We start from the raw sequence: 26,633 nt of genomic DNA, 5'->3' as shown, positions 1-26,633 counted from the left end.
AATGTCAAGAGCAGGAGCGATCTGCCGCGCCCAAGCCCGCTGCGCTTTGTTCTATGTCAAAGCCCCAGCGCATTGCTTGTGGGACATGCACAAAAACCGGTTTCCACCGGGACGCAAACTGATTTATGGCTTTCTCCATGACACTGACCCTGCCCTCCCCCGCTTCGCCCCTGAAAATCGGCACCCGCGGATCGCCGCTGGCGCTGGCACAGGCATATGAGACCCGTGCGCGCCTCGCCGCAGCCTTTGGCCTGCCGCAAGAGGCGTTCGAGATCGTGGTGATCAAGACCACCGGCGACAACCAGGCCCTGATCGCGGCGGACAAGCCGCTGAAGGAACTGGGCGGCAAGGGGCTGTTCACCAAGGAAATCGAAGAGGACCTGCTGTCGGGCGCCATCGACATCGCCGTGCATTCGATGAAGGACATGCCGGTTGCGCAGCCCGCGGGGCTGCTGCTCGATACCTATCTGCCGCGCGAGGATGTGCGCGACGCCTTCATCTCTCCATCGCTGAAATCGCTGCACGATCTGACCGAGGGCGCGGTGGTCGGCACCTCGTCGCTGCGCCGCCGGGCGCAGCTCTTGAACCGCCGCCCCGATCTGAATGTGGTGGAATTCCGCGGCAACGTGCAGACCCGGCTGCGCAAACTGTCCGAGGGCGTGGCGGAATGCACCTTCCTGGCGATGGCCGGCCTGAACCGGCTGGCGATGGACGATGTGCCCGCAACTGCGATCGGGACCAGCGACATGCTGCCCGCGGTGGCGCAAGGCGCGATCGGTATCGAACGGCGCGCGGATGACAGCCGCGCCGCGGAAATGCTGGCGGCGATCCATGACCGCGAGACCGGCCAGCGGCTGGCAGCGGAACGGGCGTTCCTCGCCGCGCTCGATGGCTCCTGCGAGACGCCTATTGCCGGACTTGCGGAATTGGACGGCACCACCCTGCGGCTGCGCGGCGAGGTGCTGCGCCCGGATGGCTCAGAGTCGATCAGCGATGACCAGAGCTGCGCAGTTGAAGACGGCGCCGAACTCGGCCGCGAGATGGCGGCCAAGCTCCTGGAGAAGGCTGGTAAGGGCTTCTTTGATTGGAGAGCCTGAGCGAGGCTCCGCTTCGCGCTCCGGGATACCTGGGGCCAGATGAATGGAGGACCCGCTCTTCATCTGGCTGAAAATATCCTGGGGGTGAGCGCCAAAGGGCGCGAGGGGGCAAAGCCCCCTGCCTGCGCTAGATCTGCCCGGACCACCTCAGCCAGCTCTCCGGGCTGCCGCGGAAGGTGTTGAGGTCCACGTCGCCAGCCACCCCCGGCACCTGGCCGGTGCCGGAATACTGCCAGAAGCTCCAGCTTCGGCCCGGATAGACCTTCTGCGGGTGGCCCGCGACGGAGCGCAGCCAGAACTCGGTGCCGCTGAGCCGCCCGATACCGGTGTCGCGGTAGAAATCCACTGTCGTGTAGACCACCGGGCGCTTGCCGTAGTGGCGTTCCAGGATGTTGAGGAACTTGCGCGCCTCGGCCCGCACCGTTGCGCCGTCAGGCCGCGTGCGGCAGGTGCGGGAGCGGTGGTTCCATTCCATATCGAGCACCGGCGGCAGCGCGCTGGGGTCTTTCGGCACATGACGGATGAACCAGCGCGCCTGTTCTGCAGCAGGGCGGCAGAAGTAGTAATAGTGGTAGGCGCCGTGCTTCAGCCCCGCCGCGCGGGCGCCGCGCCAGTTGTCGCGGAATTTGGCGTCGGTATGGTCGCCGCCTTCGGTCGCCTTGATATAGGCGAATGACACACCGGAGCGGCGCACCTTGTGCCAGTCGATCTCGCCCTGGTAGCGCGAGACGTCGATGCCGTGGACCGGGTAGGACCAGGGCTTGCGCCCCTCCCAGTCATGCGGGTCGCGGTCGCCGAAGCGGGGATAGGTGGAGAGCCCGGCCTGCCGCGCATTGGCGGGCTCTGTGCGGGTCACTCCCGGCGCGCTGACGGCCCTTTCAGGCGGCCTGCCGCATCCTGCTGCCAATGCCAGTGCCAATGCCCCAAGAACCAGTCTGCGCATGTGATGTGCTCCCTGCCTTGCTTCGTGAAAACTGCTCTTTTCTTTGCCTGTTCACATTCACTTTAGCGCAGGCTGGCCCAAAGTCGCGGCCGCCGCAAAGAAATCAGCATAAATCCGCCGCAAGAAAAAACGCGCCGCTGCGGGGCGGCGCGTTTGCAATGCTAGGGCTTTGGCGGGTTCAGACCCATTTGGCGAGCGGCGGCAGGCTCATCAGCACGGCGTTGGCATCGTGGCCGGTTTCCAGCCCGAACTTGGTGCCGCGGTCGTAGACCAGGTTGTATTCCGCATAGAGGCCGCGGTGGATCAGCTGGACGTCCTTGTCGGCCTCGGAGTATTCCTGCACCCGGCGCTTTTCGACCAGCGGCACAAAGGCCGGCAGGAAGGCACGGCCGATGTCCTGGGTCAGGGCAAAATCCGCGGCCCAGTCGCCGGAGTTCTGGTCATCCATGAAGATGCCGCCCACCCCGCGGGCGCGCTTGCGGTGGGGAATGTAGAAATACTCGTCCGCCCATTCCTTGAGCCGCGGGTACTGGTCTTCCCCGTGCGGGTCCAGGTGCTGTTTCTGCTGCCCGTGGAAATGCGCGGTATCCTCTGCGTATTCGATGCAAGGATTGAGATCCGAGCCGCCGCCGAACCACCAGGCGCGCGGGGTCCAGAACATCCGGGTATTCATGTGCACGGCGGGCACATGCGGGTTACGCATATGGGCAACCAGCGAAATGCCGGAGGCCCAGAACCTAGGGTCGTCCTTCATGCCCGGAATGCCCTTGCGCGCCGCCATCGCGGCCTGCGCGCGTTCGCCCAGGGTGCCGTAGACCTCGGAAATGTTGACGCCGACCTTCTCGAAAACCCGGCCGCCGCGCATCACGCTCATCAGCCCGCCGCCCGCGTCGGAGCCGTCCTCCGAGGTGCGTTTGGTTTCAGTCACTTCGAACCGGCCCGGGTCCATGTCCGCAAACGGGCCTTCGCTGTGGCTCTCCTCCAGCGCCTCAAAGGCCGCAACGATCTGGTCGCGCAATTCCCGGAACCAGGCAGCCGCCCGGGCCTTTTCTTCTTTCATTTCAGCAGTCACAGGTCTTTCCAATCAGTGCATCGGCGCGGACACCGGGTCCAGCAGGGTGCGGCCGCCGTCCAGCGTCACCACCTGCCCGGTCATGAAACCGGCGGCGTCGGAGGCCAGGTATTGTGCGGTTTCGGTCAGTTCGGTGGGCGAGGCCACCCGGCCCAGCGGGGTGTGCGCCTCGATATCATGGCGGAAGCTGCGGTTTTCCTTGAGCGTCGCCTGCATGGAGGCGCTCATCACCGAGCCGAAAGCGATGGAGTTCACCCGGATCCGGTGCGGCGCCAGCGCCACCGCGAGCGAGCGGGTGGCCTGATCCAATGCGGCGGAGGCCACGGAATAGGCCATCAGGTCCGGATGGGTGCGGCGGGCCGCAATCGAAGAAAGATTGATGATGCTGCCAAGGGGGCCGTCGTCCTCGCGCTCCTCGCCCTGCTTGATCATCCGCTTGGCAACCTGCTGGGACAGGCGCACTGTCGGCAGCAGGCTTTGGTTCAAGAGCTGGTCCAGCGTCTCGTCCTGCGGATCCAGCGCATTGGTGGCCACCACCTGCCGGGCGCCGTTGACCAGGATGTCGATGTCATCAAAAGCGTCGATGGTGGCTGACAGCAGGTTGGCAATGGTGAGCCGCTCGCGCAGGTCGCCGGCGAAATAGCGGATATTGCCGTCGTCGGCCTGTTCCCCCAGTTCATCGACCAGCTGCGCCTCGAACTGATCCGCGAACATTACATTGGCGCCGGCATCGGCGAACTGCTTGCCGATCGCCAGGCCGATGCCACTGGCGGCGCCGGTCACGATGGCGGTCTTTCCGGAGATGGAAAAGGACATGAAAGGGTACTCCCCTAAGGCAATCTGGACCGCACGTTAGACCGCGTCGGCCGGTTTGGAAACCGCCATTGCGCCCTGCGCGCGGTTACTTGCGCCCGCGTTTCGGCTTGGCCGCGTGCAGGATCTTGAAGCGGTTGTCGCCGCCCTCTTCGCGCACCTGGGCAAAGCGTTCCGCCAGCGCGGTCTCATAGGGCAGATGCCGGTTGGCCACCATCCACAGGCTGCCGTTGGCCGCCAGCATGGACGCCGCCGCGGCGATAAAGGCCTGCCCCAGCGACGGTTCCGCTGTGCGGCCGGTGTGGAACGGCGGGTTCATTACCACGGTGCTGACCGGGCCCGGCGCCTTCCAGCTGCGGGCATCAGCCCAGTGAAACTGCGACCGCGGGTCCGCTGCATTCAGACGGGCGCAGGCCAGCGCGGCATGATCCGCCTCAACCAAATGCAGTTCCTCGACGCCCTCGCGCTTCAGCACCTGGGCCGAGAGATAGCCCCAGCCGCCGCCCAGGTCGGCCACGCAGCGGCCCAGTTTCTGCGGCAGCGCCGCGGCCAGCATGCGGGAAGCGGGGTCGATGCCATCGGCCGAGAACACCCCGGGTGCGGTGATGAAGCCTTCGACCTGCTGCGGCCCTTCGGGCAGCCAATCGGACAGATCGGTGCCGCCCTCGATCCAGAAAATCTTGCCATGCGCCTTGGAGACCGGGGCAGAAGGCTCGCAGCGCTTGCGCAGGTCCTTCAGAACCGAATCAATGCCTTCGGTTTTGGCGCCGTCGATCAGCACCTGCCCCGAGGTGGCAGCAGCGGCCTGCGCCACCAGCATCCGGGCCAGCGCCTTGGCCCGCGGCAGAAAGACGACGGCGGCAGCGTACTCCGCCCCTGCCTCCGGCGACGGGGTGCAGGCATAGCCTTGCGCGGCGAAGTGGTCGTGGTCGGGGCGGAACGGCTGGATGATCAGCAGCTGCTCCTTGGGCAGCGCCGACAGGTCATGCTCGCTGCGCGGATGGAACACGGCGATGCGGCCCTCCGACGGAACAGCAAAGCCGCCCGATTGGGCGGCCAGGGACAGGCGTACGGACATCTAAGAGCCTCTTCAGTCTTCTTTTTCCATGGTGCACTGCAGCGGGTGCTGGTGGCGGCGGGCGAAATCCATCACCTGGCCGACCTTGGTTTCAGCCACCTCATGACTGAACACGCCGACCACGGCAACGCCCTTCTTGTGCACCGTCAGCATGATCTCAAACGCCTGTGCATGGGTCATGCCGAAGAACCGCTCCAGCACCATTACCACGAATTCCATCGGGGTGTAGTCGTCATTCAGCAGCAGCACCTTGTAGCGCGGCGGGCGCTTGGTCTTCGGCCGCGTCTTGGTCAGGACGCCGGATTCCGTGTCGTCGTCTGAATGATCGGTCATCATTATGGGCTGCAGCGGCATAAGCAATTTGATCCAGTGGTGCATGGAATTTCCTGTGAGGCTTATATAGCCTCTATGGTGTTCAGGAAAAGAGACTGAGACACGCAGATTGATACGTAATTTGACAACAATCGGCTTTGATGCCGATGATACCCTCTGGCACAACGAACGGTTCTTCCGCGTCACGCAGGAACGGTTTGCCGAATTGCTGCAGGATCACACGCCTGCGGATGTCGGCCCCGAACAGCTGGAGCGGCAGCTGCTGGACGCCGAAAAGCGCAATCTGGGGCGCTACGGCTACGGGGTGAAGGGCTTTACCCTGTCGATGATCGAAACCGCGATCGAGGTCACGGGCGAGCGCGTGCCTGCTGCCGTGGTCAAGGAGCTGATCACGGCCGGCCAGATGATGCTGTCCTACCCGATCGAACTGCTGCCGCATGCGCGGGAGGCGGTGGAGGCGGTTGCCGACCGATACAAGGTGGTTCTGATCACCAAGGGCGATCTGCTGGACCAGGAGCGCAAGCTGGCGCAGTCGGGCCTTGGCGAACTGTTTGACGGCGTCGAAGTGGTCTCGGAAAAGACACCGGAGGTCTACCACGACATCTTTGCCCGCCACGGCGACGGCGCCAGCCGCGCCATGATGGTGGGCAATTCCATGCGGTCGGATGTGGTGCCGGTGATCGAGGCCGGCGGCTGGGGCACCTATGTGCCGCACGGGCTGGTCTGGGAGGTGGAACACGCCGAGGCGCCGGAGCACAGCCCGCGCTACACCGAGATCCCGGATCTGAGCGGGCTGGCAGCGCTGGTGGACAGCCTGGAGTAAGCGCGCTGGACGGGCCGGGCCCGTGCCGCTATCCCTTTGACAAATTTCAAGGGAGCCCCGGAGACATGCCGCACGCCGAACTGAAATACTCCAGTGATCTGGATCTCGACGCCGAGGCCATCCTCGCTGAGATCGAAACGGTGATACTGGAGCACGATGGCGGCGCCGGCGCCTGCAAGGGACGGGCCTATCCCGCGGACCGTTTCCACCGCACCCATATCACAATCAGTGTTGCCCTGCTGAGCAAGCCGCACCGGGACGAGGCGTTTTCCAAGGCGCTGCTGGAAGATCTCGAATCCCGGATCAAGGCACGGCTGCACCAGCCCTGCGAATTCTCGCTTGGGCTCAATTATTCCACGCCGTTTTACGTGACCAATTTCCACGCGGTTTAACGGCGAAACAGCCCCTGCGCCGTTTGCAGGCCGGAAATTCCGCTGCCGATCAGCCGCGGTGTGCAACTTTTTTCAGTAACCTTCTGTTAGCACTTACCGCATCTAGAGAGGTTGCCACGCTCACCCACAAAATGCCGGCAGACAGACGCGCATCGGGCTGTCTGCCCTATCCTGCCCCTGTTTATTCCTTGGCAACCCTGTGTTAGGCTTTTCGTAACAGGCAAAAACGTCAGCCGGAAAACCGGCGGCACGAGGCAAACATGGCAGTGATCACGCAGGTCAATCCGGCGTCCAGCCGGTATCCCCGTACCCGGCTCCTATGGGCAGCCGCGGCTCTATTTCTTGCAACGATGGTGATGGCGCTGCAGCCGCAGCGGGCCGCAGCGGCCCCGTACGCGGCCATGGTGATCGATGCACGCACCGGTGAAGTGCTGCATTCACGCAATGCCGACACCCGGCTGCATCCTGCCTCGCTGACTAAGATGATGACGCTCTACATCGCTTTTGAAGCGGTCCGGAACGGCGAGATCACGCTGGATACCAAGGTCAGGATCAGCCGCAACGCCGCTGCCGAGCCGCCGTCGAAACTGGGGCTCAAGTCAGGTCAGAAGATCGCCTTCCGCTACTTGATCCGCGCCGCCGCAGTGAAGTCCGCCAATGACGCCGCCACGGCCATCGGCGAGACCCTGTCGGGGTCCGAGGCCGCATTTGCCCGCCGCATGAACCGTACCGCCAAGGCGCTGGGGATGAGCCGCACGACGTTCAAGAACGCGCACGGCCTGACTGCCAGCGGGCATCTGTCGACCGCCAGCGACATGACCACGCTGGGGCGGCATCTGCTGTATGACTACCCGGAGTATTACAACCTGTTCTCGCGCCGCTCGACCAATGCCGGCGTGCGTGAAGTTCCCAATACCAACCGCCGCCTGCTGGCCGCCTACCGCGGCGCCGACGGCATCAAGACCGGCTACACCCGTGCGGCCGGCTTCAACCTGGTTGCCTCTGCCAAGCGCGGCAATGAACGGATCATCGCAACCGTGTTCGGCGGCAAGTCCTCCACCTCGCGCAACGCCAAGGTGGCAGAACTGCTGGATCTCGGCTTCCGCCGGGCGCCTTCGCGCGCGGCGCTGCGCAAGCCGCAGCGTCCTTCTTATCAGGGGGCAGGCAATGTGGTGATTGCCGATGCGGACGACAGCTCCTCGCACGGAGTGGCGGGCAAGACCATCCGGGTAAGCGGCCAGGTGAACACCAGCCTGCGCCCCAAGACGCGCCCGGGCAGCAACGGGTCGCCGGTGCTGGTGGCGGCGCTTGAGGAAGCGCTGCAGACCCCGCCCGCAGAGCAACCGGCAACTGAGGCTGATACTGCACCGGCTGACACCGCAGAGACCGGTGCTGCGGAAGGGCAGATCGAGAACGTTCAGACCGTCAGCGCAGACGCCGCTGTGCAGGAAGATGCGCTGCGCGACAGCATCGCGGTTGCCCTGGCTGAGGCCGAGGCGGAACCCCAGGCGGCGGCTGCCGAAGCGGCAACCCCGGCCGTCATCGTGGCCGTGCAGAAAGTGCCGTTCACCGGATTGCGTCCGGTTGCCCGCCCGGCCAGCCTGGCAGCAGCCTCACCGGAGCCGGAGCCGGTGGTCGTGACCCGTCTGTCCACCTCCGGCGGCCGGTACTGGGGCGTCAACGTCGGGCTCTACACCAGCCGCTACCAGGCCGAGAAAGTGCTGCTGCGTACCGCTTTGTCCGAGCTGGAAACGCTGGACGGAACCCTGCGCAAGGTGGCAAAGACCCGCCGCGGCTTCGAGGCCAATTTCCTGGGCATGAGCCAGGAGCAGGCGGAACTGGCCTGCCGCCGCCTGAACGCCCGCAACGTGACCTGCAATCCGATCGGCCCGTCCTGACCGGAGAGCCCTGGACAGTCAGCAGAAAAGGCGCCCATGAGGCGCCTTTTTCATTCCGGCCCTCTGGCACCAGACCGCTGCGCAGATACGGAGTTTCCGGCGTCAGCCAGCGCATCCGCAGAGGCAGGAAGCCATTTCCGGGCAGCGCTCAGGGTTTGGGCTTGTCGTCCCATTCATCGCTGAGAATGCGGCGGGAGTCGCCTTCGGGATCATCATACTGGTTGCTGCGCACCGTGTAGAAGAACGCCGCAAGACCCACCGTGCCGAGGATCAGAGAAATCGGGATCAGATAGGCAAGGACACTCATGGTTTCGGTACCGGTATTGTCAGCGGGGGCTTAGCGCAGCCGCAGCGCATTGAGGGAAACAGTAATGGAAGAGGTAGACATCGCCAACGCTGCAATCAAGGGCGTGGCCAGCCCCGCAATCGCCAGCGGCACCGCAACCACATTGTAAAGGGTGGCAATGCGGAAGTTCTCGCGGATGCGGCGGGTGGCTTTCTGCGCCACGCCGCAGGCCTCGGCAATCGGGCTGAGGTCCTGGCCCAAGAGCACGATGTCGGACGCAACCCGCGCCGCATCCAGCGCCGAGGCGGGCGATACCGACACATGTGCCGCAGCCAGCGCCGCGGTGTCATTGAGGCCGTCGCCCACCATCAGAACCTTCTTGCCTTGATCGGCAAGCATCTGCACCCGGGCGGATTTATCGGCAGGCAGCGCCTCGGCCACCCATTTGGTGATCCCCAGACGCTGCGCCAGATCCTCCACCGCGCCGGTGGTGTCGCCGGAAATCAGCAGGACTTCCTTGCCAGTCTGCTTTAGCGCCTGCACGGCCTCGGCGGCGCCGGGGCGCAGGGCGTCGGTGAACAGGAACGGTTTTGCCGCTCCTGCCCCGCTGTCCAGCCAGGCCGCCGTCTGGCTGCCCTGCTCAGCCCCGACCCACGCCGCGCGGCCCAGCCGCACAGTTCGGCCGCGGAACAGGCCTTCGGCACCGTAGCCCGGCACCTCTGTGATGTCCTGAACGCCGGCGGGCCTGATCCCGGCCTCACGCGCGGCGCGGGTCAGCGCCACTGACAGCGGATGCGAAGAGCCTTCGGCCAGCGCCAGGGCGATTTCCAAGTCTGCGCGGGCATGATCGCCCAGATTGGTGACTTCCGGCGTGCCGGCGGTCAGCGTGCCGGTCTTGTCGAACACCACGGTGTCCACTTCCGCCAGCCGCTCCAGCGCGGTGGCGTGTTTGATCAGCATGCCCTTTTTGAACAGCCGGCCCGAGGCGGCGGTGGTCACGGCAGGCACTGCGAGGCCCAGCGCACAGGGGCAGGTGATGATCAGCACCGCGGCAGCGATGTTCAGCGCGGTGCGGATGTCGAAGGTGTAAAGATACCAGCCCGCAAAGGCGAGCGCCGACAGGATATGCACGCCGGGGGCATAGAGTTTTGCTGCGCTGTCGGCCAGGGATGTGTAGCGGGAGCGGCCCGATTCCGCGATCGCGACCAGGTCGGTCATGCGATGCAGAGAGGTGTCCTCGCCCACTGCCGTCGCGCGGATGGTCAGCGGGCCGGTGAGGTTCACCTCGCCGGCGGAAACCGCCAGGCCCGGTTCCGCAAATACCGGCAGCGTTTCCCCGGTCAGCAGCGAGCGGTCGAGTTCCGACTGGCCCGCAACGATTTCGCCATCCACCGGCATCCGCCCGCCGGGCCGCACCAGGATCAGGTCGCCGATTGCCAGGTCGGCGACCGGCACCTCGTATTCATCGCCGTCCAGAAGCCGGATTGCACGGGGCACCTCCAGCGCGGCCAGCTCCTCCGCCGCCGAGCGCGCCGCGGCGCGGGTCCGGTAATCCAGGTAGCGGCCTGCCAGCAGGAAAAACGTCAGCGTCAGCGCCGCATCGAAATAGGCGTGCTCGCCCGACAGGAAGGTCTCCCACAGCGACGTTGCCAGCGCCAGCACCAGGGCCAGCACGATCGGCACATCCATGTTGAGGCGCTTGACGCGCAGCGCCGTCCAGGCATTGGCAAAGAACGGCTGCGCCGAGAAGACGATCGCCGGAAAGGTGATGGCGGCGGAGATCCAGTGGAACATGTCGCGGGTTGCATCCGAGGCCCCGGACCAGACCGAAATGGACAGCAGCATCACGTTCATCGAGGCAAAGAAGGCCACCGCCAGGCGCATCAGCAGGTCCCGGCCAATCTTGTCGTTCTGGGTAGCCGCCAGGGCTGCCAGATCCAGTTCGTGCGCCTCGTAGCCGATGCTTTCCAGCAGCGGGATCAGATCCGCCGCGCGCAGTTCCGGCTCTGCCTCGATCAGCGCCCGCTTGAGAGTCAGGTTCACCCGCGCCGAATGGATGCCGGGATGGGCATTCAGCGCCCGCTCCACCGCCGAAATACAGGCCTGGCAGTGGATGCCCGGCAAGGACAGGGCCAGCCGTGCGTCGGCCGGCGCCTGATCAGAGCTGTCGTGCGGAGCCGCGACGCAGGCGGGACAAGCGGCAAGCGAAGGACGGAGCTGCGCGGTCATGGCGGTCAGCCCTTCACATGGAGGATCACCCGCTGGGTGAATTCGGTGCCGCTCTTGGCCCGCGCCACCATGCGGATGTTCCAGTTGCCCGGCCCCAAGTCGGCTGGCGCCACATAGGCGCGGCCGTCAAAGGTGAACTCCGGCTGCTGGTCGTCCTGCACATGGGTCGCCCGGCCGAGCGTCGCGCTCAGCTTGGCGACCTCCACCGGGTTGCCATCGGCATCGGTGATCTCAAGCTTGACCTGATCGCCTTGCGAGGAGGCATAGACCGACCAGCCCAGCGCCTCTTGCGCAGAACGGCGCTGATCGAACTCCTGGCTTGCGACGTAGGAATTCTTCACCTCCAGCCCCGGAAAGGTTTTCACCGCGTTGACCGCCAGGATGATGTTCACCCCGATAATCACCGCAAAGGCGCCGCCGAACAGCATCAGTGCGTGCTTGCCGGTAAATTCCCGTTCGCGCTTGGCCATGCTCAGTTCCCCTTGCCGTTAAAGCTGGTGTCCTTGTGGGCACGTTCCCCGTTTATCAGATCCTCGACCCAGATGCGAACCGGGGTGGACCCGGTTTGCGCGGGGCCGGACCCCTTGGGCGTCACGATGTAGACCCGTTGCAGCAGCGCAGTGTCGGCAGGCACATTGACCGCGTGGTATATGGTCCCCTCAAGCTGCAGGCGCAGGGTCGGATCGCCCTTGATCGACAGCTTGAACACCCGGTCCTCGCCGTGCTTGTTGCGCAGGCGCACGTCGTAGGTGTTGCGGATGGAACCGTCCGAAAGAGTGACGTAGGTCGGGTTGCGCTCCGGCGCCACCGTCAGCTCAATGTCGGAGCGGATGAACAGGGCGAACAGCAGACCCAGCCCGACCAGCGACCACAGGCTGGTGTACATGATGGTGCGCGGGCGCAGGATGTGCTTCCAGACGTTCTTGGGCGGCTGGCCGCTGCGCTCCAGCGTTTCGTCCGACAGCGCCATGTAGTCGATCAGGCCGCGCGGTTTGCCGATCTTGGCCATGACGTCGTCGCAGGCATCAATGCAAAGCGCGCAGGTGATGCATTCCATTTGCTGGCCGTCGCGGATGTCGATCCCCATCGGGCAGACGTTGACGCAGGCCATGCAGTCGATGCAGTCGCCCTGCCCTTCCGCCACCTGGCCCTTCTTCAGCTTGCCGCGCGGCTCGCCCCGCCAATCGCGGTATCCGACGGTCAGCGTGTCCTCGTCCATCATTGCCGCCTGGATGCGCGGCCAGGGGCAGGCGTAGATGCAGATTTGCTCGCGCGCGAAACCGCCGAACAGGAAGGTGGTCGCGGTCAGCACCAGCATGGTGGAATAGGCGATCGGATGCGCGTTCAGCGTCACCAGATCATAGGCCAGCGTCGGCGCATCCGCGAAATAGAACACCCAGGCGCCGCCGGTGGCGAGGCCGATCAGGAACCATGCGGTCCACTTGGTGACCCGCAGGCGGGCCTTGCGGAAATCCATCTTCTTCTGCCGGTGCAGGCGCAGGCGGGCATTTCGGTCCCCCTCGATCCAGCGTTCCACCAGGATGAACAGGTCGGTCCAGACCGTCTGCGGGCAGGCATAGCCGCACCAGACCCGGCCCAGCGCCGATGTGAACAGGAACAGCCCAAGCCCTGCCATGATGAGGAGACCCGCCACGAAATAGAACTCGTGCGGCCAGATCTCGATCCAGAAAAAGTAGAACCGGCGGTTCGCCAGATCCAGCAGCACCGCCTGATCCGGCAGCGACGGCCCGCGGTCCCAGCGGATCCACGGGGTCAGGTAGTAGATCCCCAGCGTCACCGCCATGATGTACCATTTCAGGTTCCGGAAGGGGCCGGACACGCGCCGCGGAAAGATCGGCTCTCTGGCGGCGTACAGGCTGGGGGCCGGGTTGGAATCGCTCACGGACTCTCTCCGTCTTGTGGCTGTCTCGCGCCCTTGTCACAGATGCAAAGTGCCGGAACTTTGACGTGGATCAAAAAGCGCATCACACAATCATGTTTTGAGGCCGATTCCGCACCGCGAGGGGCAAACCGCCACCTATGCCTGCGCTGCCAGTCCCGCCAGAGGCAAGTTGCCGCAGAACGGCGCTTCCTCTGGTCCGGACGCAAACGGGGCAAGCCCGGACACACTCTGAACACAAACATGAATAGACTAACAACAGTTTCAGAGCCTCTATTAAGCGCCACGCGGAGCCAATTTTCAAACCGCCGAACAGATTCAAGGATTTTCCAATGCCCAATTCAAATGGACCGCTGGCTCAATATCTCATAGCCGCCAGATTGCAGAACGCAGCGTCCGAAGCCGCTAACGGGCTGGTGCTCACCGGAACCGGCGGAGACGACTCTCTGACCGGTGGCGGCGGGGACGATCATATCACCGGCGGCGGCGGCAGCGACACGCTGATCGGCGATGAGGGGAACGACACTCTTATCGCAGGCGCAGGTCAGGAGAATTTCCTTTCCGGCGGTGGCGGTAATGATCTTCTGGACAGCTCAGGCCAAGGCGGCTTGTTCGAAGGCGGCGCTGGCAATGACACGATCATCGCAGGTCATTCAGGCCACGACACCTCTTCCCCGCAGATAGTCCTCGGGGGCGACGGCGATGATTTGATCCTTCTGTCCGGCCGGGTTGCCTCCTTGACCGCAGCCTACAGTTCCGAAGTCCACGGCGGGGCGGGAAACGACACAATCCGGCTGGAAGAGGACATCCGGCTGATAGGGCGTTTCGAAATCGACATCGAGGTGCTGGACTTCAACGGCTTCTCGATTTTCGGGTCTTCTGCGAATGATTTTGTAAGCCTGGACGTCGCCAGCCAGACCCTGGGGGCGATCCGTCTGAGGGCAGGCGACGACACTGTCAATGGGTCTTTCCAATCCGATCTGATCTATGGCGGCAGCGGTAATGATTGGCTCATAGGCTTTTTCGGCGATGATACCCTGCACGGGGGCACCGGCGACGATGCATTGAACGGATATTCCGGCAACAACCTGATCCGTGGAGGCAAGGGATCGGACAATATCGGCGGCGGCGATGGTGAGGACACGCTCTATGGCGGCGCGGATCAAGATTTGCTCTCCGGCTTATCAGGTAACGACTGGGTGCACGGCGGCCGCGGCAACGACCTTGTTTACGGGGAAGATGGAGACGACCAGCTGTTTGGCGGCAGCGGCGCTGACACTCTGACGGGAAACATCGGAAACGACACGCTGACCGGCGGTGGCGGCGCGGACATTTTCGAATTCTTCGAAACCGGCGATGACCTATTTGGCTCTGATGGAGACAGCGGCAGCGACGTCATCACAGATTTCAGCGTCGGCACGCGGGGCGAGAAAATCGACCTCTCCAGGGTCTCGAGAATCGAAGGCTATCGCGATCTGATGGACAATCACATCTCGGAAATTGACGGTAACGCCGTCATTGATGACGGCGCCGGGATGGTGATCACACTGGCTGGGGTTAGCATTGATGACCTCAGCAGGAACGACTTCCTGTTCTGAGCGCCCCGCACCGGCAGGAGCATACAAGGCATTTCACTACGCTGCAGGGGCAGGAAACCGCTATTCCCCCGCCGGCAGGCTCTGCAAAATTATCAGATGAACAGGAACTTTCACTGCCGCGGCGGGTTGATTGGCTGTGCCTCGGGAACGCTGAAAAAATTGCAGGAGATCATCCTATGAAACACCTCATGCTCTCGACTTCGCTGATCGTTGCCGCCGCGGTGCCGGCCATCGCGGGCTCGGAAACAGAGGGGGAAGGCAGCGCAGAGGCTGGTGTTCAGCTTGAATCCCTTGCAGCGGATGCATCCGCCGGCGCTGGCACCATGGGCGAAGCAAAGGCAGAAAGCACTCCGCTTCAGCCGGCCACCGAAGCCGCTGATCAGCCTGCGGAAACCGGAAAAAGCCCGCTGAGCGCGGGCACCGCCTCTGGGGGCGGCCTTACGGCAATTCTTCCGGACGCCGACGCGCCCGCGATGGAGCCGCTGGACATGAACGAGGTGACGGCAGAAGCCCTGACAGGCGCTCCGGCCTATGACGCCAAAGACGACCATATCGGAGAGCTTTCGCAGATTATCGTGAACACCAATGGAGGTGTCGAAGCCGTGATCATTGACGTGGGCGGCTTCCTGGGCATCGGTGAAAAACCGGCCGAGCTGACCATGGGCGACATCCAGATCATGCAAGTGGACGGCGATCTGCGGGTCGTCACCCATCTGACCCGCGAACAGCTGGAGGCGCTGCCGGATTATCTGCACAACTGATTTGCCGGATTTCCGGGGGCTTGATAGCCCCGCATCTGCCGCCCGAGCGCCTCGCCTGTTTCCTGCCTCGCAGCAGTGTACCGGACTGGCATCCCGGCCAAGCGGCGCAAGACCGGGTTCCCGACCGGGACCCGGTCTTCTTCTATTCAGGCGCTTGAAACATTAATTGACAGCAGACCGCTAAATCAGGCCCGCTGACAGCGCTGCCGCGGCGGTGCCAATGCCGCCAAGCGTCGAAAGCGCAATCAGCCTGTCACGGGTCAGCATGGCAACAGCCAGCAGGCCGACGGCGGCGCCCAGCAGCGACGAGGTAAAGGGCACGACTTCCAGCAGCGGTATCAGCGCGCCGCAGATCAGGCAGATCATGACACCGCAAGCGGAAGAGAACCGCGGAATGCCGCTGAGCGGGGTAACCACTGCCAGCGCCGGAAGGGCGAGCACAGCCGGAAGCGAGTTTTGCCCAAGCTCCTCTGCCATCTTGCCGACGGTTATGGCCGTGCGGTGGCGGCGTGCAATGGCGCTGGTTTTCTTGAGCACATTTTCGACAGGCTGTTTGGCAGAATCCATTTCGTTCCTTGACCGGCTGCTTGCTTACGGCGGGCCAACACCCCTGCCCGGCGGCAGGTTCCCGCCGCCGGCGCTACCCGTTCAAGAAGTTTTCCGCCGACAGTGTGCAGGCAGGCCGATTTTCCCGCCGGCGCAGGAACCTTTGTTCCCGCACATGCGTTCTCACCGTGCATCCCAGCGAGGGACATCAATGGAAAGGAGCATCGACAATGACTCATCTGATCCGCACCACCGCTCTTGCCGCGGCCATGGCCACGGCGGCCGCAGCAGGCCCGATGGTTTCCGAAATCGACGTGACGGCGGACCTGAGCGCCATTGAAAATTACCAGGCGGCCAAAGTCTGGACGAGCCTGGAAACCGACCTTGAAACAGCCCTTGCCCAGCAGTTGATCGGCCAAATCGCCGAGGCAGGCGCGTCGGAGACAGCCGAAATCAATGTCGAGATCGACTCCGTCGCCCTGGCCAGCAACTTTGAGCAGGCCCTGGGCGTTGGCGAATGGGTTCTGAAGGGCGACGTCGACATCGACATGCCAGACGCGTCCCAGGACATGCGCTACGACCTCACCGTCTCCGCGGACCAGGTGAATGCGTACTACCCCCAGGGCACCGATCCTGCGCTTGTGACCGTGGACAGCGAGCTGTTCTACAACGCCATCATTGATGCCTTTGCAGGCAATGTCGCGTCGAAACTGAAATAAGGAGGCGGCTATGCGTATCTTTCTTGCAGTTCTGGCCCTGGCCGGCCTGACGGCCGCCTGTGAAACAGCTGAAGGTTTTGGCAGAGACGTGTCGAACCTCGGCAATGAAATCACAGAAGAATCCCAGGAAGCGCAACAATAACCTGCGTTGCCAATTGAATTCTGAATGGTCCGGCGGCCGCTTGCCCCGGACCATCGTTTTTTTGCGCACAAGGAAGCTTCACGCAGGACCGGATCGCCAGGCTGCCCCCGGCATCGCCCCCGGGCGGCAGGTCAGACGATGTCTTCGGTCGCTCCGGGAAGGGGCTGCTGCAGCTCAGCCATCCGGTCCGGGTCATGCGGCACCAGCAGTCCGCGGCGGGCTTCCGGACGGCGCACCTGGTTGCGCTGGATTTCCTGCTGCCACCAGTCGGCTGCACTCCCAGGCTCCAGCGCTGCTGCTGGCAGGTCCTCCTGCCACCAATGCCGGGCAAGCGCCTGCCACAGCCGTGCGATCCGGTCCTGCCGGGTGATCCGCAAGGCCGCCTCCGTATCCCAGCGCATCGACCGGCCGTTCAAATTGGCCGAACCGACCAGGGCAAAGTCCCGGTCCGTGATCAGCGCCTTGCTGTGCAGGTAGATCATCGGTGAGCCAGCCAGCGTCGAAGGCGCATCCCGGGCCGCCATGCGCCGCTGCACCGGGCTGGCAATGCAGGCACGGGAGCCGAAGGCCGCGTTCACAGTCTCCAGCGCTTCCGCCTGCAGCGCCATGCCATAGCGGGCATCCAGCTCCTGATTGCCGTCAAAGGCGACGTCCTCTGGCAAGGCAGGCAGGATCAGGATCAGCGACAGGTCCGGATTGCGCCGGGCTGCACCGGCCAGACCGCGGGCGATGACGCTGGAGCGCAGAAACTGGGTTTCCAGATAAATCAGGCGTTTGGCACTTGCAAAGGCAGCCAGGTGATCCTCTTCAATCTCGCGCAGGACTGTTTTTGGCGACAGCGCCCAGAATCCGGCACGGCGCGGAACAGACAGGGTGCGGCGGATGTGGCGGCCTTCAAGCGGCGTTCTGCGCTGCGCCACGTCCTCGAGGAAGCAATCCAGGTGCGCGGCGGCTTCCTCAGCCTCCGGGCCGCGCAGCAGCAGTTGCACATCCGCCCAAGTCTTGAACGCCGGCTGATCATGGTCCGGGGTGTCGTACCGGCGGCGGTTCTGATCCAGCCCGCCGATATACAGGGTTTCGCGGTCAACCACCGCGACCTTCTGGTGATGCGACACGGGATAAAGCTGCGGCAGCCCGGTTTCCGCGGCAGAGGGCCGTAACCGCCGCGGCAGCTTCCGCAGCTTGCGCAGCACAAAGGGCGAAAATGCCAGCCGCGGCAGGATCCCGGCACGGGCCGGATGAAGCGCAGCAGTTACGGAAAGCCGCGCGGCTTCCTCGGGCGCAAGCCCGTCGCGGATTTCCCGGGCCTGATCCAATGTCCTTTGCGCCGCGGCGTGCAGAGGCGCGGCCATCACCGGGTCGAAGTCGCTCACCACCAGGCGGACATTCACGCCGCGGCGCAAGGCGGCGGCAATCAGATCCGCCCAGGTGTCACCGGTTTCGCGCGCCTCAGCGCTGAGCAGGCCGGTGGACAAGTCAAAGAGGCGGAAGCTCGCTGTAATCTCCGTCCTGGCCTGCAGAACCGCACGTTCAAAGGCTGGCCAGGCCTGCTCGGCCGTAACCAGAACTGCAAACTCCGGGCAGCCAAGGTCGTCACGCTGCGGATTCTGCTGCATCCTCGTCCTGTTCTTTCTGGGTTTCGTCCGGCGGCGCAGCTCCTGCAACGGCAGGGAAGCCCAGCCGGTAGACAAAGCTGTCCTCGGTCTCCAGCGTCCTGGCGTCCCCTTCGAGCTGGGCAGCAAAAGCCATCATCAGCCGTGCGCCGATCCCGCCTCCCGCAATATGCTCTTCTGGATGCTGCAAGGGCCGGCCCCTGGTATTTATGATTTCAAGCTCAAGCCAGTTTTCAGCTGTTTCGCGCAGGTTGACCTGTATCTCAGGGCGCCCGCCCTCCGGGATGCCGAGATGCTTGACCGCGTTTGTCATCGCCTCGGACACCAGCATCGACAGGGTAACGCCCTGATCTTGGGACAGCGGGATTTCCGCCAGATCGGTCTGGATTGCCACTTCCTGCCCCGCCCTGACGTTCATTGCGCCGATTTCGGAGATCAGTTCGCGGATGAGCTCGCGGCTGTCCACGGTGGTGATGTCGGGGTTGGTGTTCAAATGGCGGTGGATCGTGGCCAGGCCGCGCACCCGCCGCTGCAGCTGCGACAGCATCCGCCGGGCTTCGGGCGTGTGGGCGCTGCGGGCCTGCATGTTCATGATCGAGGCCACAAGCTGCAGGTTGTTTTTGACCCGGTGATGAACCTCGCGCAGCAGAATGGTCTTTTCTTCCAGATCCAGTTCGCGCCGCCGCTCAGCTTCGCTGAGGATGGCGACCATCCGGTTGAAGGACTGCTGCGCTTCCTCGAACTCGCGCGGGGGGTTCTTCAATTCCAGCTTCGGGTCTTCCCGCTCTCCCAGCGCGTAGCGCCGCATGGCCTTGCGCAGTGCACTAAGGGGCCGGATCACCAACTGCTGAAGGCCGAGGATCGCAACACAGACGCCCGCCAGCCACATCAGGACAGGAAAAGCCACAGTCATCAGGGACGCCGGATTTCTGGCCGCCAGAATGGCATCCTCCACCGGCCAGCTCCCGACGACAACCACCTGACCAGGGAGGATTTCAGTCACTGCAAAGAAGCGCTCGCTGCCGGAGCGGGCGTCCTCGAAGAACGTGTCCCCTACGCGGTTCACCAGATCCCGACGCGGCACCGACACCGGCAGCACCTCCGGCGCTTCGGGACCGGGCAAAGTGGCGGACAGAATTTCCCCCTGCGCATCAACCGTAACGAATTCAATGCCTTCGCCCCGGATGTCTGTGCCCGGCTGAATTGGCGTAACCTTGTGCGGAATCGCGATCGCAATGTAGCCCAGCAGTATCCCATCGCGCTGGACCGGGCTGGCAGCCAGAAGATAGGAGCGGCCCTCACCCAGGAGATCGCGCCCCAGGGCGAAGGACAGCTGCGACGTCTGCCGGACCTTCAGGTACAGCCAGTTGCCCGACATGTCCCGGGCCTGGCCGTCTGAAGCGCAATCCACCTGGCCATTCGGGGTGACGAAGGCGGCGAAAGTAAAGGGGTTCGGGCCCTCGGTGAAGGCTCTGAGCAGCGCGCTGCAGCCGCGGCTGTCTTCGGCCACCGGCAAAATGGCCGCCGCCAGCCCCTCGGTTGCCCCGCCTGCCCGCTGCAGCAGTTTCCTTTCCCGCGCCGCCGCCCGTTCAGTGCGGTCCAGCAAAGATGCATGCGACAGCCGGGTGGCTTCGTCGACGACGGCATTTGTCTGGTAGAGCGCAATCAGGCCAAGCGGCAGCAGGGCAAAGGTCATCAGCGCCGCAAGACGCAGAAACAACCCGCCTGCCAGCCGCCGCGGCATTGCGATCATGCAGCGCCTTGCTGGGCAACAATCCCAGCAGTAACGCTATCTGTCAGTTCCATCTGGCTCTGCTCGTCCAGATCCATCAGTTCTGTCAGGCGGGCACGCGCGCGGTTGACCCGGCTTTTGATTGTGCCGGTCTTCACGCCGCACATCTCTGCCGCCTCCTCATAGGAAAATCCGCCCGCCCCAACCAGCACCAGCGCCTCGCGCTGCTCGTCGTTCAGCTGCGCAAACGCAGAGCCGAAATCCCGCATGTGAAGCCGCCCGTCGTGCTCGGGTTTCTGCGCCAGTTTCTCGGAGAGGACACCGTCCGCATCCTCGACCTCGCGCTTGCGCTTGCGGCGCAGCGAGTAGAAGGTGTTGCGCAATATCGTGAACAGCCAAGCGCGCATGTTTGAGCCGGGCTCGAATTTATCGATGTTGGTCCATGCCTTGACCAGGGTGTCCTGCACCAGATCGTCCGCCGTGGCGCTGTTGCGTGTCAGGCTGACCGCAAAAGCGCGCAGAGCGCCAAGGTGATTGACCAAGTCGTCTCTCGGGTCGGCCTGAACATCAGTCATCGGAGGCGGCCTCCTCAGACTGCCCGGACGGTTTTTGCGTTTCCTGCTTTCTCAACTGCTCAAGCAGTTCGGTAAACCGGTCCGGCACCTGCTGGCTGGCTACCTCATTGAACGCCCGCTTCAGGTTCTCATCGATTTCGCGGTCGGCCTGCTCCTTGCGCGGCCGGGCACGTGGGGGCTGTGTCATGCAATCCATCATTTTTTTGCGCAGTTTCTGGAACCAAACGTCCCGGGGCGCGTATAGTTCCATGTATATTGCAAAAAAGGAACGTCGCAAAATGACCTCTCAACCGGGAGAACTGATCGCCAGCCAGATTGGAGCCAACCTGCCCTATCTGCGCCGGTACGCGCGGGCGCTGACAGGCAGCCAAAGCAGCGGCGACAAATATGCCCTGGCAGCGCTGGAGGCGATCCTGGCGGGCGAAGCCGAATATGACAGCAGCCTGTCGCCCAAAGTGGCACTGTTCCGGGTTTTCCACGCGATCTGGGCCTCGTCGGGCGGACCGGCAGGTGACTATGAGACGGATACCGGGCTTGCGGCCAAGGCGCAGAAGCACCTGCGGCAACTGACGCCGAACACCCGTGAGGCGTTGCTTCTGCACACCATTGAAGATTTCAGCGCAGCCGACACCGGCACCATCATGGAAGTAAGCGAGAGCGAGGCTTCCGAGCTGATTTCAATCGCTTATGATGAAATGTCACGTTCGACCGCGGGCAACATCATGATCATCGAGGACGAGGCCATCATCGCGATGGACCTGGAGGCTATTGTCACCGGAATGGGCCACAGCGTGACCGGCATCGCCCGCACCGAAGCCCGCGCCAAGGACCTTGCAGCTGATGCGCCGGCCGATTTGATACTGTCGGACATCCAGCTGGCCGACAATTCCAGCGGCATCGATGCGGTGAACGGCATTCTTGCCGAACACGGCGACCGCCCGGTGATCTTCATTACGGCCTATCCTGAGCGCCTGCTGACCGGCGAAGGGCCAGAGCCTGCCTTCCTGATCTCCAAACCCTACACCGAAGAGCAGGTTCGTTCCGCCGTAAGCCAGGCAATGTTTTTTTCCTCAACCGAAACACTGAAGGCCTGACAGCTGATCGGGTGAGACCTGTTTGCACAGCCCGGGCTGCATCTGCGGCCCGGGCTTTTTCCGTTCTACGGCGTGCTGAACGATTGCACACCTAATGCAAATAAGGCGCAGCTTTGGCTGGCGTCCCTCCAGGCGCTTGGCTGTCTTCCTGCCAGCCGGGAGCCCGGGAAGGAAGACAGCCGGCTTGGGGCGTCACGACTTGGCGATTGCCCGCAGCATCCATGCCGCCTGCTCGTGGAAGGCCGAGCGCGCGGTTGCCAGATCCTCGGTAACGATATCGCGGCGGCGCCCGGCGACCTCCGCAAGGGCGTGCAGCCTGTGGGCATTACGCTCGTGGCTTGCAGCCAAATCCTGGGCCATCTGCCCGGCGTTGAGATCACCGTCCGGGTCCTCGATTTTCGAGCGGTTCAGCACCTCGTCCATCCGTGACGGGGCCAGATGCCCCAGCGCGCGGATACGCTCGGCCAGCAGGTCGGCCGCCGTGAACATGTTCTCGTACTGCTCCTCTGTCAGCTTGTGCATCGAGTAGAACGCCGGGCCTTCCACATTCCAGTGGCAGGCGTGGGTTTTGAAGACAAGCCGGTATGTATCTGCAAGCACATCCGCCAAGCCCTCGGCAATTGCGCCGGTGTCCTTCACACCGGTTTCAACTTTGTCGGGGCTTGGAACGGCGGAAAGCGCGCCAGTCATGGGAAACTCCTTTTCTGGTCCATGGTTTGATGACTGGGAGTAAACACATGAGCGGGAAGAAAGTTCCGCTTCGCCTCCGCCGGGCTTGCAGGGAGCCGCGCGCCCGCGCCCCCGGCGGCCTGGGTGTCAGGAAGTGCCTTTGAGCAGGAGGCGCGCAATCAGAACTGCCGCGAACAGCAGCAGGAAAACGAAGAACAGGATTTGTGCGATTCCTGCGGAGGCCGAGGCAAAGCCGCCGAACCCGAAGGCGCCGGCGATGACAGCAACGGCCAGGAAAACGAGTGCCCAGTAAAGCATGGCGTATCCTTTCAGTTGCGTGGTGTAAGTATTCAACCCGCAGCCCCGGAAAATGTTCCATAGCTGTGGACTGCCTTGCCCCTCACTTGCCAGGGGGCTCGCTGCCGTGTCTCGGCGAGCGGCTTGGGCCAATGGTTTCGCAGGTGCAATTGCAGCACCCGCAGGCAAAAGGGATTTGGCTGGCCGCCCGTCAGATCAGCGGCCGCAAATCGGGAGCATCCAGGTCCACCAAGGCCATTTCGGCAAGCGCCGGCAAATTCCTGATTTTCAGCATGCCATTGGTCCATTCCGCCAGTTTGCTGCTGCGAAGGATTTTCAGCATCTTGTTGGTGTGCACCAGCGACAGGCCCAGAGCATCCGCAAGGTCCTGCTGACGGTAGGGCAGCGGCACAGCGTTCTTGACCTCCATGCCGACGGCCTGCAGCCGCTGATACATCCGCACCAAGGCCCACGCGATGCGCTGCCGGGCATCGCGCTGCCCCAGCGAGGCGATGGTTTCACCGAGGAAATGCTCCTCGACGGCAGCAATCCAGGTCAGGTCGTACGCCCGCTCCGGGTGCCGCTCGAACAGTTCGAACAGCGCCGCCCTGCGGAACACGCACAATGTCATGCTGGTGGTGGCTTCGACGGAATGTTTCATTTCGCCCATCAGCCCGGCCTGAAGCCCGGCGAAATCGCCCGGGAACAGGAAATTGATTACCTGCCGCCGCCCGTTTTCCAGTGTTTTGTAGCGCGTTCCCATCCCCTTCAGAACCGTGAAGAGCTGCGGGCTGTTGGATCCCTCAAGGAGGATCGTGGTTCCGGCATCTACAACCATTTCCCCGGTCTTGAATTCCTGGGTAAAGCCGACTTCCTCGCGCGACATTGGCGTGAAAATGGCCCGTTTGCGCAATGGGCAGTTCTGACAGGCGGTCGCAGACATGATCTTCCCCCTCCTCGGCTATGTCGCAGTTTAATGCATGAGGACCGGAAAAGTTCCAAAATACCGGGGTGCAGGGGGAGCATGTTCAATGGATACGTCCAACCGCGGAAGCGCGCATATCTACCTGATCGCCTCCAGGGACTATCTGGTCACATGCGATATTTGCGATGCGATTATCGATTACGACCCGTCCGCTGAGATCAGTGTGCAACAGGGCCACAAGGTCGCGCTGTCAGTTCTTGACGGCTACCAGCGTATAGCCGTGGCCTTCGTGGAAGCAGGTACGGAACTTGTGGCGCGCCTGAAGATCGACAGGAGGGTCCAAAGCCGGGGCGGCAGGCTCGTTCTGATGGGGAGCATGGCCGAAAATGAACTGGACGCGCGGTCGCCGCGGCTGCGCTGGCCGGTGCTTGCCAGGCCGGTTTCCACCCGGATGATCCTGGCCCATCTGCCCCCCCGCAACCATGGCGCAGGGAACCAAACAGGTTTTCCCGGGTTGGTTTTCTGACTGCTGTTTCTGGCAGCCCTGTCAAAGGAGAAAGACATGCTTGGTTGGGCACTTACGTTTTTGGTAATCGCTCTGGTTGCAGCGCTGCTCGGGTTTGGCGGCATCGCCGGCGCCTCTGCGGGGATTGCTAAGATCCTCTTTGTTATCTTCTTGATCCTGTTTGTCATCGCGATGGTTGCGCGTGCGATGAAAGGTAAGCCGCCGGTCTAAGGCGGCGCACGTACCGCGTTCAGCCGGCCTGCCGGCTTGGGAATGCGGTACCGGATGGCGGCCGGTCCGGGGGGGAAGGCCGCCATCCGGCGTTTCCGGGTTGCGCGCTGTTATCCGCTGTTGCGGCAGTGCGTGTTTCCCGCGGCAGTCATGCTTTGAGGAAGCGGAAAGCTTCCTGAAACACCATGCGCTGCGCCGGCCGCGCTGTCCGAGTATCGCAAAGGGGGACAAGACTGACGCGCAAGCCCGGCAAACGGCCAGGCCTTGCCGGCGCAGGAAATCCACCCGGCAATGATCCCTTGCAGCGCCCCCCCACGCTTTGGCCGGGCGGCGATCACGCACAACTAACGGGTTGTGACCGGTCAAATGCTTGCCAGCCAGCCGTTAGCGATTAAGGTTGACGGTGCAAGCACCACACGGAGACAGCCAAATGCAGGATCTCGCCCCAGCCCCTGATCTGAAACCGGAGTCTGCGCAGCCTGATCTACCTGCAAATCCTCCCGGTCTGCATGAACGGGCGCTTCACATGCTGGCACGGCTGCTGCCGCTGTCTTTCTTCCGGCGCCCGCCGAAGATCATCATCATCGACGCCACCAACAGCTGCAACTTGCGCTGCCCGGTTTGCCCGGTGACATTTGCGATGCAGCGCAAGCGCGGCATGATGAAGCCAGCTGTGTTCCGCAAGATCATCGACGATTTCAAAGACCAGCCGGAGAAACCGGCGATCTACTTCAGTTTTTCGGGTGAGCCGACGCTGCACAAGGACCTGCCCGATTTCATCGCTTATGCGCATGAGAACGGCCACGACACTTACCTGTCGACCAATGCCACCCGCCTGACCCCTGAGATGAGCGAACGGCTGGTCCGCTCCGGACTGGCGCGTGTCAATCTCTGCATGGACGGGTTCTCCAAGGAGGCGCAGGAGATTTACCGGGTCAACTCCGACTTCGGCAAGGTCAAAGCCAGCATCGAGGAGTTCCTGAACATCAAGAAGGAGCTGGGTTTCAAAACCCCTGTTACGGTGCTGCAGACGCTGCTGACCAGCTATTCCGAACCGCAGATGGATGAGATGGAAGCCTGGGCGCGCGAGGCGGGTTTTGACAGGGTGCGGTTCAAGACCTTCTCGATCGGCTCCTACACCTCCGCCGATCAGAAGCGCGAGTTCGCCCATTTCCTGCCGCGCCAGAAAAAGCTCCGCCGCCACCCGCGGCACACCAGCCACGCGCTGTGCACGGTGCCGCTGTTCCAGTCGGTGGTGTTCTGGAACGGCGATCTGGGCCTGTGCTGCATCGACTACGACCAGGTAATCCAGCTGCCCAACGTTGAGAAGGACGGTTTCCTCGCCGCCTACCGCTCAGACGAGGCCGCCCGCGCCCGCAAGCGCGGCTTCCTCAAGCAATTCGGCATCTGCAAGACCTGCTCCTTCTCAAACGCCGAAAATATGGGCATCCGGCGCGACCTGAAGGCATAGCCTGCCCGGCCCTACTTCTTTGCAAAAATGCTCTGGGGGGTGAAGGCCAAAGGCCTGAGGGGGCAACGCCCCCTCCCCTTTACCGCTGCAGCAGGATCGGGAACCAATCCTCGCGCAGGCGCTGGCCGGGCTGCATCTCATGGCCCGGGAACGGCGGCGAGGTGCGGCCGGGGCGTTCCACATAACGCGCATCATCCCCCACCAGACGCAGCGAAAAGGCGCGCCGGCGCGCGGCGGAGGTATTACCGCGGGCGCCGTGCAGGATCTTGTAGTTAAAGGCCACCGCGTCGCCCGGTTGCATCGGATACTCCAGCACGGTCATGCCTTCGGCATCCGGGTCCGGGACCGGCATGTACTGGCCTTCATCCGGGAAGAAGTCCTCCTCAGATACCCAGCGGGTCGGCAGCACTTCCTTCTCCCATTTGTGCGAGCCGGCCACACAGCGCAGGGTGGCTTCCTTCACCTCATCCAGCGGCGACCAGAAGCTGATGGTCTGTTCGCCTTCGACAAAATAGTAGGGGCCGTCCTGATGCCAGGGGGTCGGCATCGAGGTGCCCGGCTCCTTGACCAGCACATGGTCATGGAACATCTGCACCGAAGTGGATTTCATCAAGTCGGCGGCGACTTCGGCGACTGGGGAGTCTTCAATCGCCTGCTGGAACTCAGGAATGCGGGTCCAGTTGCAGTAGTCGTCGAAGAACCGCCCGGTCTGGCCCGCTTTTTCATTGTTCGAGGCATACGGCCCGGGGTTTTCCATATTCGCAGCAACGCCTGCACGCAGCAGCTCAACCTGGTCCGCGAACAGCCCGCGGATCAGGACCACGCCGTCGCGCTGGTATTGTTCGACATGCTCCGGGGTGATGAGGGGGTGGACCATTGCTGCCTCCGCTG

30 protein-coding genes are annotated in these 26,633 nt (G+C 63.4%); 12 read left to right on the top strand and 18 right to left on the bottom strand.

The features are described from left to right. Nucleotides 1–137: 137 nt before the first annotated feature. Complete coding sequence (gene hemC, locus KUW17_RS12025; protein WP_222479342.1) at nucleotides 138–1,097, top strand: hydroxymethylbilane synthase; 960 nt, start codon at nucleotides 138–140, stop codon at nucleotides 1,095–1,097. 127 nt (nucleotides 1,098–1,224) lie between these two features. Here the strand turns inward: hemC and KUW17_RS12020 are convergent, their stop codons facing one another. The 5 genes from KUW17_RS12020 to clpS all read right to left on the bottom strand — a co-directional run bounded on the left by KUW17_RS12020 (nucleotide 1,225) and on the right by clpS (nucleotide 5,339). After that, on the bottom strand, nucleotides 1,225–2,040 hold the full coding sequence (locus tag KUW17_RS12020) for a glycoside hydrolase family 25 protein (protein ID WP_222479339.1): 816 nt from the start codon (nucleotides 2,038–2,040) through the stop codon (nucleotides 1,225–1,227). Between the two features lie 178 nt (nucleotides 2,041–2,218). Beyond that, complete coding sequence (gene hemF, locus KUW17_RS12015) at nucleotides 2,219–3,100, bottom strand: oxygen-dependent coproporphyrinogen oxidase (protein WP_261397169.1); 882 nt, start codon at nucleotides 3,098–3,100, stop codon at nucleotides 2,219–2,221. Nucleotides 3,101–3,124: 24 nt separating this feature from the next. Continuing rightward, the gene (locus KUW17_RS12010) at nucleotides 3,125–3,928 is read right to left on the bottom strand and encodes an SDR family NAD(P)-dependent oxidoreductase (protein WP_222479336.1); all 804 of its coding nucleotides are present in this window, start codon (nucleotides 3,926–3,928) and stop codon (nucleotides 3,125–3,127) included. Nucleotides 3,929–4,013: 85 nt separating this feature from the next. Then, on the bottom strand, nucleotides 4,014–5,003 hold the full coding sequence (locus KUW17_RS12005) for a methyltransferase (RefSeq protein WP_222479334.1): 990 nt from the start codon (nucleotides 5,001–5,003) through the stop codon (nucleotides 4,014–4,016). Between the two features lie 12 nt (nucleotides 5,004–5,015). Next, nucleotides 5,016–5,339, bottom strand: coding sequence for an ATP-dependent Clp protease adapter ClpS (clpS, locus tag KUW17_RS12000; RefSeq protein WP_226429038.1), 324 nt, complete (start codon nucleotides 5,337–5,339; stop codon nucleotides 5,016–5,018). A 106-nt stretch (nucleotides 5,340–5,445) separates the two neighbouring features. Between clpS and KUW17_RS11995 the strand changes: the two genes are divergently transcribed. The 3 genes from KUW17_RS11995 (at nucleotide 5,446) to KUW17_RS11985 (ending at nucleotide 8,449) form a co-directional block, all read left to right on the top strand. After that, entirely contained in the window at nucleotides 5,446–6,159 is a 714-nt protein-coding gene (locus tag KUW17_RS11995; RefSeq protein ID WP_222479332.1) for an HAD family hydrolase, read from the top strand. Between the two features lie 65 nt (nucleotides 6,160–6,224). Then, the gene (locus tag KUW17_RS11990; protein ID WP_222479330.1) at nucleotides 6,225–6,551 is read left to right on the top strand and encodes a hypothetical protein; all 327 of its coding nucleotides are present in this window, start codon (nucleotides 6,225–6,227) and stop codon (nucleotides 6,549–6,551) included. Between the two features lie 260 nt (nucleotides 6,552–6,811). Next, a complete protein-coding gene (locus KUW17_RS11985; protein WP_222479328.1) occupies nucleotides 6,812–8,449 on the top strand; it encodes a D-alanyl-D-alanine carboxypeptidase family protein in 1,638 nt (545 codons plus the stop codon). Nucleotides 8,450–8,597: 148 nt separating this feature from the next. Here KUW17_RS11985 and ccoS read toward each other — a convergent pair whose 3' ends face one another. From ccoS to ccoG, 4 genes are read right to left on the bottom strand one after another with little or no spacing between them, the layout of a single operon-like run. Further along, a complete protein-coding gene (gene ccoS, locus KUW17_RS11980) occupies nucleotides 8,598–8,756 on the bottom strand; it encodes a cbb3-type cytochrome oxidase assembly protein CcoS (RefSeq protein ID WP_222479326.1) in 159 nt (52 codons plus the stop codon). A 30-nt stretch (nucleotides 8,757–8,786) separates the two neighbouring features. Further along, on the bottom strand, nucleotides 8,787–10,964 hold the full coding sequence (locus tag KUW17_RS11975; RefSeq protein WP_222479324.1) for a heavy metal translocating P-type ATPase: 2,178 nt from the start codon (nucleotides 10,962–10,964) through the stop codon (nucleotides 8,787–8,789). A 5-nt stretch (nucleotides 10,965–10,969) separates the two neighbouring features. Then, on the bottom strand, nucleotides 10,970–11,434 hold the full coding sequence (locus tag KUW17_RS11970) for a FixH family protein (protein WP_222479322.1): 465 nt from the start codon (nucleotides 11,432–11,434) through the stop codon (nucleotides 10,970–10,972). 2 nt (nucleotides 11,435–11,436) lie between these two features. Beyond that, a complete protein-coding gene (ccoG, locus tag KUW17_RS11965; RefSeq protein WP_222479320.1) occupies nucleotides 11,437–12,867 on the bottom strand; it encodes a cytochrome c oxidase accessory protein CcoG in 1,431 nt (476 codons plus the stop codon). Between the two features lie 329 nt (nucleotides 12,868–13,196). Between ccoG and KUW17_RS11960 the strand changes: the two genes are divergently transcribed. Both KUW17_RS11960 and KUW17_RS11955 read left to right on the top strand, forming a co-directional pair. Further along, nucleotides 13,197–14,462 carry a calcium-binding protein gene (locus KUW17_RS11960; protein WP_222479318.1) on the top strand — a complete coding sequence of 422 codons (1,266 nt, stop codon included), beginning with the start codon at nucleotides 13,197–13,199 and terminating at the stop codon, nucleotides 14,460–14,462. Nucleotides 14,463–14,638: 176 nt separating this feature from the next. Then, on the top strand, nucleotides 14,639–15,223 hold the full coding sequence (locus KUW17_RS11955) for a PRC-barrel domain-containing protein (protein ID WP_222479316.1): 585 nt from the start codon (nucleotides 14,639–14,641) through the stop codon (nucleotides 15,221–15,223). 180 nt (nucleotides 15,224–15,403) lie between these two features. Here the strand turns inward: KUW17_RS11955 and KUW17_RS11950 are convergent, their stop codons facing one another. After that, entirely contained in the window at nucleotides 15,404–15,790 is a 387-nt protein-coding gene (locus KUW17_RS11950; protein ID WP_222479314.1) for an exopolysaccharide biosynthesis protein, read from the bottom strand. Between the two features lie 209 nt (nucleotides 15,791–15,999). Between KUW17_RS11950 and KUW17_RS11945 the strand changes: the two genes are divergently transcribed. Together KUW17_RS11945 and KUW17_RS11940 are read left to right on the top strand one after the other, a co-directional pair. Further along, on the top strand, nucleotides 16,000–16,488 hold the full coding sequence (locus KUW17_RS11945; RefSeq protein WP_222479312.1) for a hypothetical protein: 489 nt from the start codon (nucleotides 16,000–16,002) through the stop codon (nucleotides 16,486–16,488). A 10-nt stretch (nucleotides 16,489–16,498) separates the two neighbouring features. After that, nucleotides 16,499–16,630: an entericidin gene (locus tag KUW17_RS11940; RefSeq protein ID WP_222479310.1), complete on the top strand. Its 132-nt coding sequence runs from the start codon at nucleotides 16,499–16,501 to the stop codon at nucleotides 16,628–16,630. Nucleotides 16,631–16,761: 131 nt separating this feature from the next. Here KUW17_RS11940 and KUW17_RS11935 read toward each other — a convergent pair whose 3' ends face one another. Genes KUW17_RS11935 through KUW17_RS11920 form a run of 4 tightly spaced genes read right to left on the bottom strand, consistent with a single transcriptional unit; the run spans nucleotide 16,762 to nucleotide 20,800 of the window. After that, nucleotides 16,762–18,246, bottom strand: coding sequence for a phospholipase D family protein (locus KUW17_RS11935; RefSeq protein ID WP_222479308.1), 1,485 nt, complete (start codon nucleotides 18,244–18,246; stop codon nucleotides 16,762–16,764). Further along, nucleotides 18,224–19,996: a sensor histidine kinase gene (locus KUW17_RS11930; protein WP_261397168.1), complete on the bottom strand. Its 1,773-nt coding sequence runs from the start codon at nucleotides 19,994–19,996 to the stop codon at nucleotides 18,224–18,226. Before KUW17_RS11930 ends, KUW17_RS11935 begins: the two co-directional genes overlap by 23 nt. Further along, nucleotides 19,993–20,550: an RNA polymerase sigma factor gene (locus KUW17_RS11925; protein WP_222479306.1), complete on the bottom strand. Its 558-nt coding sequence runs from the start codon at nucleotides 20,548–20,550 to the stop codon at nucleotides 19,993–19,995. Before KUW17_RS11925 ends, KUW17_RS11930 begins: the two co-directional genes overlap by 4 nt. After that, entirely contained in the window at nucleotides 20,543–20,800 is a 258-nt protein-coding gene (locus tag KUW17_RS11920; RefSeq protein ID WP_226428886.1) for a NepR family anti-sigma factor, read from the bottom strand. The genes KUW17_RS11925 and KUW17_RS11920 overlap by 8 nt, the downstream gene beginning before the upstream one ends. A gap of 28 nt (nucleotides 20,801–20,828) precedes the next feature. Here KUW17_RS11920 and KUW17_RS11915 point away from each other — a divergent pair, with 28 nt between their 5' ends. Then, on the top strand, nucleotides 20,829–21,644 hold the full coding sequence (locus KUW17_RS11915) for a response regulator (protein WP_222479304.1): 816 nt from the start codon (nucleotides 20,829–20,831) through the stop codon (nucleotides 21,642–21,644). Nucleotides 21,645–21,836: 192 nt separating this feature from the next. On the opposite strand, the gene KUW17_RS11910 is transcribed toward KUW17_RS11915, so the two are convergent. From KUW17_RS11910 to KUW17_RS11900, 3 genes are all read right to left on the bottom strand, one after another. Next, on the bottom strand, nucleotides 21,837–22,334 hold the full coding sequence (locus KUW17_RS11910) for a Dps family protein (RefSeq protein WP_222479302.1): 498 nt from the start codon (nucleotides 22,332–22,334) through the stop codon (nucleotides 21,837–21,839). A gap of 126 nt (nucleotides 22,335–22,460) precedes the next feature. Continuing rightward, on the bottom strand, nucleotides 22,461–22,631 hold the full coding sequence (locus tag KUW17_RS11905) for a DUF1328 family protein (RefSeq protein WP_222479751.1): 171 nt from the start codon (nucleotides 22,629–22,631) through the stop codon (nucleotides 22,461–22,463). 190 nt (nucleotides 22,632–22,821) lie between these two features. Beyond that, entirely contained in the window at nucleotides 22,822–23,553 is a 732-nt protein-coding gene (locus KUW17_RS11900) for a Crp/Fnr family transcriptional regulator (RefSeq protein WP_222479300.1), read from the bottom strand. An 88-nt stretch (nucleotides 23,554–23,641) separates the two neighbouring features. Between KUW17_RS11900 and KUW17_RS11895 the strand changes: the two genes are divergently transcribed. From KUW17_RS11895 to KUW17_RS11885, 3 genes are all read left to right on the top strand, one after another. Beyond that, the gene (locus KUW17_RS11895; protein ID WP_222479298.1) at nucleotides 23,642–24,061 is read left to right on the top strand and encodes a hypothetical protein; all 420 of its coding nucleotides are present in this window, start codon (nucleotides 23,642–23,644) and stop codon (nucleotides 24,059–24,061) included. A gap of 36 nt (nucleotides 24,062–24,097) precedes the next feature. Beyond that, nucleotides 24,098–24,271: a DUF1328 domain-containing protein gene (locus KUW17_RS11890; RefSeq protein ID WP_222479296.1), complete on the top strand. Its 174-nt coding sequence runs from the start codon at nucleotides 24,098–24,100 to the stop codon at nucleotides 24,269–24,271. Between the two features lie 526 nt (nucleotides 24,272–24,797). Next, on the top strand, nucleotides 24,798–25,742 hold the full coding sequence (locus tag KUW17_RS11885) for a radical SAM/SPASM domain-containing protein (RefSeq protein WP_226428891.1): 945 nt from the start codon (nucleotides 24,798–24,800) through the stop codon (nucleotides 25,740–25,742). 79 nt (nucleotides 25,743–25,821) lie between these two features. Here the strand turns inward: KUW17_RS11885 and KUW17_RS11880 are convergent, their stop codons facing one another. Further along, nucleotides 25,822–26,619: a phytanoyl-CoA dioxygenase family protein gene (locus KUW17_RS11880; protein WP_222479292.1), complete on the bottom strand. Its 798-nt coding sequence runs from the start codon at nucleotides 26,617–26,619 to the stop codon at nucleotides 25,822–25,824. Nucleotides 26,620–26,633 lie beyond the last annotated feature (14 nt).

The organism is Leisingera aquaemixtae, assembly GCF_019801145.1.
In the GTDB taxonomy this organism is placed as follows: Bacteria; Pseudomonadota; Alphaproteobacteria; order Rhodobacterales; family Rhodobacteraceae; genus Leisingera; species Leisingera aquaemixtae_A.
This window is presented reverse-complemented; position numbering and strand designations above follow the sequence as displayed.